General features: G+C 39.8%; 14 protein-coding genes. 5 read left to right on the top strand and 9 right to left on the bottom strand.

All coding sequences use genetic code 11. The features are described from left to right. Positions 1-59: 59 nt before the first annotated feature. From ACYZ0U_RS03025 to ACYZ0U_RS03050, 6 genes are all read right to left on the bottom strand, one after another. Positions 60-2,519, bottom strand: coding sequence for an ABC transporter permease (locus ACYZ0U_RS03025; RefSeq protein ID WP_461449669.1), 2,460 nt, complete (start codon positions 2,517-2,519; stop codon positions 60-62). A 349-nt stretch (positions 2,520-2,868) separates the two neighbouring features. Continuing rightward, complete coding sequence (locus tag ACYZ0U_RS03030; RefSeq protein ID WP_461449671.1) at positions 2,869-3,888, bottom strand: asparaginase; 1,020 nt, start codon at positions 3,886-3,888, stop codon at positions 2,869-2,871. Between the two features lie 31 nt (positions 3,889-3,919). After that, positions 3,920-4,687, bottom strand: coding sequence for a TatD family hydrolase (locus ACYZ0U_RS03035; protein ID WP_461449673.1), 768 nt, complete (start codon positions 4,685-4,687; stop codon positions 3,920-3,922). Between the two features lie 44 nt (positions 4,688-4,731). Then, on the bottom strand, positions 4,732-5,700 hold the full coding sequence (locus tag ACYZ0U_RS03040) for an FKBP-type peptidyl-prolyl cis-trans isomerase (RefSeq protein ID WP_461449675.1): 969 nt from the start codon (positions 5,698-5,700) through the stop codon (positions 4,732-4,734). Positions 5,701-5,748: 48 nt separating this feature from the next. Then, positions 5,749-6,738 carry an FKBP-type peptidyl-prolyl cis-trans isomerase gene (locus ACYZ0U_RS03045; RefSeq protein WP_461449677.1) on the bottom strand — a complete coding sequence of 330 codons (990 nt, stop codon included), beginning with the start codon at positions 6,736-6,738 and terminating at the stop codon, positions 5,749-5,751. Positions 6,739-6,745: 7 nt separating this feature from the next. After that, positions 6,746-7,756: a DHH family phosphoesterase gene (locus tag ACYZ0U_RS03050; protein WP_461449679.1), complete on the bottom strand. Its 1,011-nt coding sequence runs from the start codon at positions 7,754-7,756 to the stop codon at positions 6,746-6,748. A 185-nt stretch (positions 7,757-7,941) separates the two neighbouring features. Between ACYZ0U_RS03050 and ACYZ0U_RS03055 the strand changes: the two genes are divergently transcribed. Together ACYZ0U_RS03055 and ACYZ0U_RS03060 are read left to right on the top strand one after the other, a co-directional pair. Beyond that, entirely contained in the window at positions 7,942-8,361 is a 420-nt protein-coding gene (locus tag ACYZ0U_RS03055) for a nucleoside-diphosphate kinase (RefSeq protein ID WP_461449681.1), read from the top strand. A gap of 117 nt (positions 8,362-8,478) precedes the next feature. Further along, a complete protein-coding gene (locus ACYZ0U_RS03060) occupies positions 8,479-8,679 on the top strand; it encodes a hypothetical protein (protein ID WP_461449683.1) in 201 nt (66 codons plus the stop codon). On the opposite strand, the gene ACYZ0U_RS03065 is transcribed toward ACYZ0U_RS03060, so the two are convergent. Further along, positions 8,666-8,956 carry a DciA family protein gene (locus ACYZ0U_RS03065; protein ID WP_461449685.1) on the bottom strand — a complete coding sequence of 97 codons (291 nt, stop codon included), beginning with the start codon at positions 8,954-8,956 and terminating at the stop codon, positions 8,666-8,668. The genes ACYZ0U_RS03060 and ACYZ0U_RS03065 overlap by 14 nt on opposite strands. Next, positions 8,949-10,049, bottom strand: coding sequence for a DNA replication/repair protein RecF (recF, locus tag ACYZ0U_RS03070; RefSeq protein WP_461450004.1), 1,101 nt, complete (start codon positions 10,047-10,049; stop codon positions 8,949-8,951). The genes ACYZ0U_RS03065 and recF overlap by 8 nt, the downstream gene beginning before the upstream one ends. Before the next feature lie 198 nt (positions 10,050-10,247). Here recF and ACYZ0U_RS03075 point away from each other — a divergent pair, with 198 nt between their 5' ends. The 3 genes from ACYZ0U_RS03075 to ytxJ all read left to right on the top strand — a co-directional run bounded on the left by ACYZ0U_RS03075 (position 10,248) and on the right by ytxJ (position 12,058). Next, entirely contained in the window at positions 10,248-10,931 is a 684-nt protein-coding gene (locus ACYZ0U_RS03075) for a tetratricopeptide repeat protein (protein ID WP_461449687.1), read from the top strand. Between the two features lie 68 nt (positions 10,932-10,999). Further along, complete coding sequence (ribH, locus tag ACYZ0U_RS03080; RefSeq protein WP_461449689.1) at positions 11,000-11,488, top strand: 6,7-dimethyl-8-ribityllumazine synthase; 489 nt, start codon at positions 11,000-11,002, stop codon at positions 11,486-11,488. 240 nt (positions 11,489-11,728) lie between these two features. After that, positions 11,729-12,058 carry a bacillithiol system redox-active protein YtxJ gene (gene ytxJ, locus ACYZ0U_RS03085; protein ID WP_461449691.1) on the top strand — a complete coding sequence of 110 codons (330 nt, stop codon included), beginning with the start codon at positions 11,729-11,731 and terminating at the stop codon, positions 12,056-12,058. 76 nt (positions 12,059-12,134) lie between these two features. Here the strand turns inward: ytxJ and ACYZ0U_RS03090 are convergent, their stop codons facing one another. Then, positions 12,135-12,536 (bottom strand): OsmC family protein, encoded by a 402-nt coding sequence (locus ACYZ0U_RS03090; protein WP_461449693.1) that lies wholly within the window; start codon positions 12,534-12,536, stop codon positions 12,135-12,137. Between the last annotated feature and the right edge of the window lie 48 nt (positions 12,537-12,584).

A 12,584-nucleotide genomic window follows, 5' to 3' on the forward strand; every position in this document is an offset into this window, starting at 1 on the left:
GTTGTTGAAGAAAATAGCGGTACAATCAAGTAAAAAGGGTAGGGCGATAAACTTTACAATTACTCACTTCTCAAACTTATTATAGGATTAGCAACTGCCGCACTGATTGTTTTTATAGCTATTGTAAAAAACGCGATGACAACTCCAGCCGACAGAGACAACATAAAAGTTAACCAACCTATCTCAACCCGGTAGGGAAAATTACTCAACCATTTATTCATATAATACCATGCCAGGGGTAGTGCCGCCAGATTGGCAATTAATATCAGCTTGAAGTATTTTTTGTAGAATAGTACAACAATGCTGCTTACGCTTGCACCTATAACTTTTCTTATTCCTATTTCTTTAGCGCGTTGATTTACGCTATAAGTTATCAATCCTAATAATCCCAGGCCTGATATTAGTATCGCTATAATGGTACAGGTAGCCATCATTTGCTGTTCGCGCTGATCCTGGAGATAATCCCATTTAAAACTGTCATTTAAAAATCCGTAGGTGAAAGGCGTATCCGGATTTAGCGTTTTCCATACTTGCTGGCTATATTTTATAGCCGCAGACATATCATTACCTTTAACCTTAGCTATAATAGTACTAAACCGTATAGGATTTGCAGGCATGATCATACAAGCACCAATCGCGCTATGCAGCGAGAAAAAGTGATAATCCTTCATCACGCCCATAATTTTATAGTTATAAACTACACCGTTATAAAACCGCGACAAATGATTCCCCGGCGCTGTATAAGGGTTTAGTCCTAAAGCTTTAGCGGCTTCCTCGTTAATGATCACTTGTCTGCCGATGTCAGTCGCTTCCAGGTCGAGTGCTGTATTTTTATTGGTGAAGCTAATTGGTGTAAAATTAGTACCCGATATCAGTTTGATACCCACCGTTTTTAAATAATGATCATCAACCAGGTTCAAAAAAACTTCATGTTTATCATTAACCGTTTTCCCTTGCGCATACATATTCATATCCCCTGAGATAAGTCCGCTTGCCGCGGCACTTACTTGTTGAAAGTTAGGATTGCTGGCCAACTGATCCCGGAAATAAGCGATATTATTCCTGGCCTGATCCGTATTTAAATTGATAACCAATTGCTGATCCTGATCGAAGCCCGGTTTGGCATTGATCATAAAGTTCAATTGTTTCCATATTACCAGTGTGGCGAATATGAGGCAGGTAGAAATGATAAACTGCAATGATACCAATACTGTACGGATATTTACCAGGCTTGATGAGTCGCTGGCTTTTCCCTTAAGTACTTTTACCGGGTTAAATGCCGCCAGGTACCAGGCAGGGTAAATTCCCGCGAGTAAACCAGTCGTCAAGGTTACGAGCAACATCCATAAAATAAGCGTGCTGTTTTCCGGCGCGAAAAAGGACAATTGTTGTCCGGTCATTTGATTAAATACCGGAAGCAAAATAAATCCAAGTATAACGCCTGCTACTAAAGCCATTAAACTTATCGTGACCGTTTCCATCAAAAATTGGTAACGTATGGCTGATTTGTCTGCACCCATAACCCGGCGCACACCAACTTCCCGGGCACGGTCAATAGCCTGCGCGGTTGATAGGTTCATGTAGTTAATACAACCGAGTAGTAATATCGTTAAAGCTATACTGCCCAGCAGATACAAATATTTCAGGTTACCCTGCTTAACCTCCATATAACTTTGATATTGCGATGAATGTAAATGAATATCCGTTAGTGCCTGTAATGAGCTGCTCACTTTATCATTGGTTGATTTCATATCAGCTGCCGCATGGCTTTGCATGTAAGCTTTCAGCTCGTTAATCACATGTTGTTTATTGCTGCCGGGTTTCAGGCTTACGTAGCAATAATAATTAGGGTCAACTATCCAGTTATGGACCGATGCAATCTTCTCGCGTACGCCATTGCTATTATTTGAAGCGAAAAAATCAGCATTGATATGATTTAGAAAATCTTTTTTAAACACCCCTGTTACAGTGTAAATGTTATTATCGGTTTTGATGGTCCTGCCTACTGCGTTACTATTGCCAAAAAGCTTTTGTGCAAGCGGCTCGGCTATTACAATAGTGTTAGATGAGTTGAAAGCGGTATTCCGGTTTCCTTGCGAGAAGTGAAAAGAAAATATATCAAAAAATGATGGATCGGCCCAGTAACCGTTGTCAACCGTATAGGGAGTATGATCATTACCATCATTTACCTGTATCACGCAAGTACATTTGGATGCATCGAGCCTGCTTACCTGTTTTATTTCGGGGATCTCACTTTTTAAGTAAGTGGCAAAAGGCATCACCGTAGTAGGGGCGGAGCCATCTTTAAAGGTGGTGATTACCCGGTAGATGTTATCTGCATCATTAAAACCCTTATCAAAGCTAAATTCATGCTGCACAAAAAGGAAAACCAGCGCGCAACAAGCTAAACCTATAGCCAGGCCAAATACATTGATAAAAGTGGTTGTCTTTCTTTTCCACAGATTGCGCAGGGCAAGTTTAAAGTAGCTTTTGAACATAATGCGGTAGGTTATATTCAAAAGTAATTTATTTATGATAAAGCTTTAAGATAGAGGTGTTTATTTAACAGATTTTAACGTAATTCGATTTTACTCTGTATGCATCGAAGACCAAGAGAAGGTCGACAAGCGAAGCATTGTATGTATGGGGTCAATTGCGCGAGTAGTCAGGTACTGACAAAATAGTGTCAGCGTTATTCCAATTTATTCCCCGTAAATTTGGAGTAACCTTTGGCGGAGGCACCCGCAAACAACAATTTTTCTTAAACTAATTATCTGCTTGTGAAAGCGAACCGGTAGTTCTTTGACTTATTAAATTTAAAATTTCTCACTTGCTGCGCGTCGAAGCCGGAGCGTTAAGCGCCCTCGTCTACGATACCGTGATCTCGCCACGAAGGTCTGTCTCCAGCCATTCCTTCACCTGCAACGGATCATCACTTTGGCCAAGCAGGTACATCATTTTGGTAACAGCGGATTCGAAGGTCATGTCATAACCATTAGCTACGCCCATATCCTTTAATTCCTTGCTGGTTTCATAACGGCCAAGTTCAACAGTGCCAACTTTGCATTGCGAGATATCCAGGATCACTTTTCCGCTTTTAATGGCATCCTTAAGCAGGTCTATAAACCATTGCTCAGTGGTGGTATTGCCCGCGCCAAATGTTTCCATCACTACACCACGCACATCAGCCTTTAAAATAGTTTCAACCACTTTAGCACTTATGCCGGGATAAAGTTTCAGTACGGCAACGTCGCTAACCAGGTTTTTATGCACGATCATCGGCGCATCGGCAGGCTGGCGGATATCATTTGCGCTGAAACGTAAATGGACGCCGGATTCAGCCAGAATAGGGTAGTTTGGTGAACGGAATGCTTCGAATTTAGATGAGTTATATTTAAATGAGCGGTTTCCCCTAAAAAGTTTATAATCAAAATAGATACATACTTCGGGTACACGCGCCCGGTCATTCTTTTTTGCGTAGGCAATTTCAATGGCGGTCATTAAATTTTCCTTCGCATCGGTGCGGATGGCGCTGATGGGGAGCTGAGACCCGGTGAAGATCACCGGCTTAGCCAGGTTCTCCAGCATAAAGCTCATTACCGAAGCGGTGTATGACATTGTATCAGAACCATGCAGGATCACAAATCCATCTACATCGTTATAATGCGATTCGATCAGGCTGGCAAGCTCACTCCAGATCTCGGGGTTCATGTTTGATGAATCGATGATCTTGTCGAACGAGTGTACCTTTATTTTACAGTTTAATTTATCAAGCTCAGGAACGTTATCCATTATTTGCTCAAAGTTGATGGGCTTGAGCACCTTTGTAACAGGGTCGCTCATCATACCTATGGTACCGCCGGTATAGATGATCAGAATCTGGCTCATGAATAAATTAAAATCAGGATCAATAAATTAATTATATACCAAATATTTGCTTTGAATTTTGGGTGGTAACATCAGCCACCTCTTCAACGCTGAGTTGATATAGCTCCGCCACTTTTTGGGCAATGTAAATTAAGTATGAACTTTCATTAGGTTTACCCCGGTACGGAACGGGTGAAAGGTACGGAGAATCTGTCTCTAAAACGATATGTTGTAAGTCAATTTCTGCTAAAAATTTATCTAATCCACCGTTTTTGTAGGTTACCACGCCGCCAATTCCTAAATAAAAGCCAAGGTTGATGGCTTTAAGTGCTTGTTGATTGTTTCCGGTAAAACAATGTAAAATGCCCCTGAGGTCATCACAGTGCTCTTCTTCGAGTACACTAAACACCTCGTCAAAGGCTTCGCGACAGTGGATCACGATGGGTAATTTTAGTTCTTTGGCTCTTTTTATCTGGGCTTTAAATGCTAATATTTGCTCGGGCAGGGTTGTTTTATCCCAATAAAGGTCTATGCCAATTTCGCCTATGGCATATATTTTACGGCCTTGCTGACTGCTCCAAATTTCTTCCAGAACAGTTTCCCAATCTGCTTTAACTGAACAGGGGTGTAAGCCAAGCATAGAGTAGCACTTATCAGGATATTCCGAAGCCAGATCAAATACCTGTTCTGATGATGACACATCAACATTGGGTAAAAATAAACGGGTAATGCCGTTATCGGCGCAGCGTTGCATAAGTGCGGCGCGTTTTACCCCGTCGGTTTCGTAATATAGGTGGGTATGTGTATCGGTAAGTACCATCGTACAAAAATAAAAAAGCCTCCCGGTTATCAGGAGGCTTTATATTAATTGCTTGTTGTTTTTTTAACGGGATAATGTTTTTTATGCAGCGGCTTTTTAACCGGTGCAACAGGTGCATGTTTTATTCGCTTTACACCAACCAGTTCAACATCAAAAACTAATGTGCTGGCAGGCGGTATTGGCCCGCTGCCCTCATCGCCATAACCTAAAGATGATGGAATGATGAAGATGGCTTTTTCGCCTTCATGCAATAAAAGCAGGCCTTCATCCCAGCCTTTAATAACCTGGCCTGTACCAACAGGGAACTTTATAGGTTCATACGTACGGCCAGGCTGATCCATGCCTGATGCTTTTGCAACAGCCTCGATGTTGGAGTCAAATAATTGTCCGTTTAATAATTTGCCTGCATAGTTTACCATCACCGTATCTCCATTTAAAGGTTTTGGTTTAATAGATGTTTTAGTGATCACATATTTTAAACCGGATGGCGTGGTTTGTACTACTAATTTGTTGTCGGCGATATATTTGGCGGCATCAGCGCTTTCATTTGCTCGTACTTTGGCTATATCAGCATTACGCTCGGCGATTGCATCGCTAAGCGATTGTATCTTTTGAACCTTGATAATAAAATTAATATGGCTGCCTGCCGGAAAAAAAGGCGGGCGGCTATCTTCGTGACCTTTAAACACAGAATCCGAAGGCATTTTAACCAATACGCTATCGTTAAGCGCAAGTAGCGGAAAGATGTCCATCATATCTGTAAGGGCCTGTGACGGCTGCACCTGAATTTTAATTGGATGCCCCATGGTGTAAGTGCTTGATATCAGCGAATCCTTATCTGTTTTCTGGACAACGTCAAGGGTGATAACATCGTTCTCTTTGATCTTATCGCCGGAATTATGTGTAAAAATAATGTACTGAACGCCCTTAGCGGTACGCTGCATATTATTTTGTGCATTAACTGTAATAGCAGCAACGCAAATTATTAAAATACTAAAAATGTATTTCTTCATATAAATAAAAAAACCTTCCCGGGTTTAGCGGGAAGGTATATGTTTAAATTATTTTTTAACAGGAGCCGGGTGTTGTAATTGCTGAATGTTTGGCATTACCGGGGCAACCGGTTTTGGCGCGTTAGGGTTTGGTTTAATAATATCAACCATTTCAATTTCAAACGCTATTGGAGTGTATGGGCTGATAACTGACATCCCACGCTCGCCGTAAGCAAGGTTTGACGGTATAACAAATATTGCTTTTGCACCTTTGTTTAACAATTGCAAGCCCTCGTCCCATCCTGGTATAACTCTTTTTTGGCCTACCGGGATGTGGATCGGTTTGTATTGACCCATTGGGTTGATCGGCAATTTACCCTTAACCGCTTCGTCTTTAACAGATGTATCAAAAACTTTTCCGTTAAGTAATTTACCGGTGTAGTTTACTACTGCAGTGTCGCCAACCGCTGCGGTTGGGCCTGTACCTGGTTGAGTAATTACATAGTATAAGCTATCAGGGGTTTCTTTAACATTAAGTTTATTATCAGCTATATATTTTTTAATAGCTGCCGGCTCGCGTAGCTTAAATACTTGTGCCTGTGCTTTCATGTAATCAGTTATTTCAGCCTGAAAAACCTGGTCGCTTAAAGTACCTTTAGGAATAACTTTATCAACTTTAATAGTATATACTAAATATTTGCCTTTAAAGGTAGGTGGCCTTTGCTGTCCTTTTTTAAACATGGAGTCGGCATCAATTTTAATGGTAGCGCTATCGCCCTGGGCTAATTGTTGTAAACCTGTAAAAATATCACCTTTAAACTGTGGTTTTGGAACCAAAGTTTGTACGGCGCGGCCTGTTTCGTAAGTGCTGAATAATACTGAATCATCGTCCCTTTTTGCTATCAGGTTAACGCTAACAAAATCGCCGGACTGAATTTTTGGTCCGCCTTTGTCTACGTATATGTCATACAGCATACCTCCGTCACCTTTCTTAAATCCGCCATTGCAGCTTGCTAATCCCACTGACGCAAGAGCTAAAAACATTAGGGTTTTTTTCATTTTTTAATTATTGAATTAATAGATTTTTATATTTAGGTAAAATTAATTTAAATTCTTCAACAACCTGTGCCAGGCTGCCTGTTGATACACCACCTGCCGCATTACGGTGACCGCCGCCACTAAAATACTTTTTACATATTTCATTTGCCGGAAAATCTCCCTTAGAGCGCAAAGATAGCTTTACTTTATCTTTACGTTCAACTATAAATGCAGCTAAACGCACATTACTTATTGATAGCGCATAGTTAACTATTCCTTCAGTATCGCCGGTAATAACGTCATATTCTTTCAGTTCTTCGGCTGTAACAGTAATAAGCGCGGTATTGTATTCATTAAACACCTGTAGCTTATTTGCCAGGCAATGGCCTAAAAACCTCAGCCTTGTTTCGGTTGAATCGTTGTAAACCAGCTCGTGTATACGCGCGTTTGGTGCGCCGGCATCAATCAGGTCGGCAACAATGCGATGCACTGCTGATGTTGTATTAGGCAATCGGAACGATGCAGAATCCGTCATTATTCCTGTATAAAGGCAGCTGGCTACATCGGCGTTAACTAATTCTTTATGGCCAAGTATATCAACTATAAAGGTGTATACCAATTGCGCGGCAGCACAGGCATTAATATCCCAATGGCGATAATCGTCAAAATCCTGTGGTTCCAGGTGATGGTCTATCATGATCTTTTTCGCCTTGCTTTCGCCAACTCTTTCGCCCATTTCGTTAATACGGACGAGCGCGTTAAAATCAAGGCAAAATATAATGTCGGCATTGGCTATTAACGCATCTGCTTCAGCAATATGATCGGTGTATATCATAACATCGCCATTGCCCGGCATCCAATTTAAAAATTGCGGATAATCTGTTGGGGTAATAACTGTGGCATGGTGCCCCTGCTGTATCAAATAATTATACATGCCTAATGAAGAACCCATAGCATCACCATCAGGTTTATGATGGGTAGTAATGACTATTTTTTGGGGTTGCGATAAAAGATCAATAAGCGAAGCAGTATCTAACATCAATTTCTAAAAAAGAGTTGCAAAGCTAAATAAATTTCCAACTCATTGACAGATAAGTAAAACATTTTTTTGTTTTGATTATGATAAAGGCTTTACCTATTATATATTGTATAAAAAAGCAATACCTGCCCGCGACTTTATACTTAAATTAAAAACATTACTTTTGCACCAATTTTAAAAACACTATGGCAAGTAACAGAACATTCACAATGGTTAAGCCTGATGCGGTTGCAGCAGGGCACACAGGTGCAATTATTGACCAAATTATAAAAAGCGGCTTTAAATTGGTTGCTATGAAATATACCTTTTTAAGTGCTGAAAAAGCAGGCCAGTTTTACGCTGTACACAGTGAACGCCCTTTTTACAATGATTTGGTTGGCTTTATGTCATCAGGCCCGATAGTGGCTGCAATATTGGAGAAGGACAACGCAATTGAAGATTTCCGTAAGTTGATTGGCGCTACCGACCCGGCTAAAGCCGATGCAGGAACTATTCGCAATAAATTTGCAAAATCAATTGACGCGAACGCTATACACGGATCTGATTCTGACGAAAATGCGCAGATTGAAGGCAGCTTTTTCTTCTCGGCTTTTGAGCAATTTTAGTAAAGTTATTATTTTAAATTCCTGTAGAACAAATTTCAATTTTTTGGCGAAATATTTGTTTTACAGGAATTTTGTTTATACATTTACTTTTCTAAATAGATTTTAAATCAGGAAGTTATGAAAAGCGCATTAAAATTAATATTGTATCCGGTGATTGTAGTTTCATTGATCATATTTTTTGCGCAGCTTTTTAAAACGCATCCTGAAGTGCAATTGTCTTTTTTACTGCCGGGTATATTCATCTTTTTGTATTCAAAAATACGTGATGAAGTTTATGTAAGCCTTCCGGTTCGTTTACGCATGGCTAGAGGAAGATAATCTCTTCAACTAATATTTCTTTCGCTTTATCGTTCACTTTAGTTATTATCTGGTTTCTCATCAGCATTAATTCATTCTTTATTACGGATGATTCTATACGCAGGTAAAGTTTTTTATTGCTGATAAAGATCTCTTTAGTACGATTAGCAACAGATTTACCCACTAACTCCGGCCAGTAAGCAACAATGCCAGTTTCCTCGTAACGTTTCTTGATTTTATAAACGTTAAGCATTTGCTCTATCGCCTCTTTTAACGACTTATCGTTGGCCTTACGCATCAATTTCTCCTCCGTTAACTTTAAATAATTTAATCGGCACGACCATATTGTTAAATATGGTTTCAACCCGGTCTAAACTGGTATCCGTAATAAAAACCTGTCCAAAATCATTGTCGCTTACCATTTGCATTAGTTTGGTAACACGCTTATCATCCAGTTTATCAAAAATATCATCCAGCAACAACAATGGTTTAAATCCCTTTTGTTGTGTGAGGAAAGTATACTGTGACAGTTTAAGTGCTATCAAAAACGATTTCTGCTGCCCCTGTGAGCCAAATTTCTTCATCGGCAAGCCGTGAATGATAAATTGCAGGTCGTCTTTATGGATACCTGAGGTGGTCCGTTCTAAAACACGGTCGCGTTCAATGCTTTTTTTAAGCAGCGAAGCAAAGTCGTCATTCAATAATTGCGACTCATAAATCAACTCCACCTTTTCAGCATCACCGGTTAAATATTGGTAGTGTTTATTAAAGATCTCGGTAAAGCCCTGCATAAAAAGCTTGCGCTTGTTAAAGATGCTGTTACCGGCCTCAATCAACTGCTCATCCATAACCTCCAGCAAATGTGGGTCATATCTGCCAATATCAGCTATCATTTTTAAAAAAGCATTCCGGTTGGTTAGTACCTTATTATAGGCTATCACCTCGTCCAGGTAATGATTGTCGGTTTGGGATAGCACGTTGTCAATAAACTTACGGCGTTCCTCGCTGCCTTCGGTAATAATGCTGGTATCATAAGGGGATATCATCACCAGCGGAAATAGCCCAATATGGTCAGCCAGGCGGGTATAATCCTTTTTATTGTGTTTGAACTGTTTTTTCTGGTTGCGTTTTACCGCGCAGGCGATCTTCTCCTGCTTATTATTCTTACTGAAATTGCCGTTAACGATAAAGAAATCTGCCCCCTGCTTGATTTGCTGGGTATCAATGGGGTTAAAATAGCTTTTACATAACGACAGATAATGTATGGCATCCAGCAAGTTAGTTTTACCCGCGCCGTTATCTCCGGTAAAAGCATTTACGCCATCGCTGAAGGTTAATTCGGCTTCGGTATAATTTTTAAAATTGATGACGGATAATTGCTGCAGATACATATTTGAGATGGTCAAATTTAGTGATTTGAGGTTAGAGATTAGAGATTAGTTATTATGTTTTTAGCTTAAAACGTAATTTCACGTAATTAATTAATCTCTAACCTTTAGTCTCTAATCTCTGCCGCAAATAATTCACACAAAAGCTATTGCGAAAAATTTATAAAACCGTAAGTTTGCAAACTTAATTTTAGAATAGAAATGGCCAAAAAGCAAGAGACCACAAACGTTGTTGCAAATACTGTTAATAACGATTTGGGACAGACAGGTAAATTTGTACGCGAAAATCAAAAAAGTTTATTATTTATAGGTGCAGCAATAATTGTAATGGCTGTGGGTTATTTTTTATACCTTAAGCTATACCTTGCCCCGCGCGAAATTACTGCGGCCAACCAAATGCACGTAGCCCAGGATTTTTGGGAACGTAAAGAGTGGGATAAAGCTATTAATGGTGATGCCGGTTACCCGGGTTTTGCTAAAATATTAAACGATTACAGCAATACAAAGGCTGCAAACCTAGCTTACTTTTATCTAGGTACCGCTTATTTAAATAAAGGTGATTACAACAAAGCAATTGATAATTTAACCAGTTACCATGGTGATGATACCATGATTGCAGCTGAAGCTTTAGGCTGTACAGGAGATGCTTATGTTGAGTTAAAAGACTACGATAAAGCAGAAACGTATTTTAAAAAAGCAGCTGATAAGGCAAAGAACAAATTCTTATCGCCATTATATCTTAAAAAATTAGGGTTGGTTTACGAAGCTGAGAACGATAACAAATCAGCTGACGAAACTTACAAAAAAATTAAAACTGATTATTACGGTACTGCTGAAGCACAAAATATTGACGAATACATAGCCCGCGCGGAAGCGAAGATGTAATTGATTTCGAATTTCGGATGGTGCTTTTAATAAATCCGTAAATCCGAAATCGTAAATCCGGAATCAAAATGTCCAGCCAACATAAAAATTTAAGCGATTTTTCTAATAGCGAAGTTCCGTCAGGTGCTGCATACCGTTTTGGGATTGTTGTAGCCGAGTGGAATGCCGGGATCACTAATGCATTGTACCAGGGCGCTTATCAAAGCCTGCTTAAATATGATGTTAAAGCTGAAAATATATTTACTTATCCTGTTCCCGGTAGTTTTGAATTAGTTTCAGGAGCTGATCTTTTACTGCAAAAGGGTGGCTTTGACGCTGTTATTTGTTTAGGATGCGTGGTACAGGGTGAAACAAGGCATTTTGATTTTATTTGTAACGCGGTTGCAAACGGCATAGCTAATGTTTCTATAAAATATTCAAAACCGGTTATATTTGGTGTGCTGACTACGAACGACCATCAGCAGGCATTTGACAGGGCTGGTGGCAAGTATGGGAACAAAGGGGATGAGGCGGCATTTACTGCCATAAAAATGGCACATTTGGCTGAAACCTTGTAAGCGTGAAATACGTTTAAACTAAAAAGGTACAGAATGAAAAAATTACTCTACATAGCTGTTTTAGTTTTAACGTTGGGCGCATTAGCATCATGCTCAAGCAAACTTTGTCCTGCTTATAACACTTACCCCCGCGGTTCCAGGTAATAGCCTGTCTGTCATTTTATTATCAAATGCTTAAAACTAAATGCAGGTTTACACTGTAATTACGTTAAACAAGCATAATAACAATACTTTTGTAATATGAATTGGACATCGTTGGACTCGGCGAATCAGGTAGATGCGATTAAACAGCAGGCTGGTTATAGTTTAATATTTAAACACAGCACACGCTGCTCTATCAGCATGATGGCAAAAAGGCGCTTTGAAATGGATATGGATAAATTGCCTGCCGATATGCCTTTATATTTTTTAGATTTAATTAAACACCGCGATCTTTCAGGCAAAATTGCTGAAGATTTCCAGGTTCACCATGAATCGCCGCAAATGCTGCTGATCAAAGATGGCGAATGTATACTCGACCAATCTCACGGAGGCATCTCTATTGAAGAGGCAATGGAAGTACTTGCATAAGTTAAAAGTCAAAATTAAAAAGTCAAAAATCTTACCGGGTTTTTGACTTTTTAATTTTGACTTTTGATTTTAAAACTTACCACCCAAAGTCAATCGTTTTCTTCAAATCCGGGTGCAGGCTCAGGTGCACCGGGCAGCCGTGAGCGGCAAGTTCTAATATTTTCTTTTCTTTATCCGAGTACTCTTCAGGGAATTTAATATTCACAATAATTTCGCCAACACGGCGTGGGTTAGGTACCATTACTTTGGTTACTTCTGCCTTCGCACCATCCATGTTAATATTATGTGTACGTGCAGCAATAGCCATGGTAGTTAATATACATCCGGCTAATGATTCAGCTAATAAGTCGGTTGGCGAAAATGCTTCACCTTTGCCCTGATTGTCACTTGGCGCGTCAGTTAAAATTTTTGTGCCTGATTGTAAATGGGTAGCCTCGGTTCTCAGATCGCCAAGGTATGTGGTTTCAATGGTTGCCATGTAATTTGATTTGTTGCAGGCAAATTTAAAATCTTTATCAAAAGAATG

The organism is Mucilaginibacter sp. (assembly GCF_965225845.1).
Taxonomy (GTDB): Bacteria; Bacteroidota; Bacteroidia; order Sphingobacteriales; family Sphingobacteriaceae; genus Mucilaginibacter.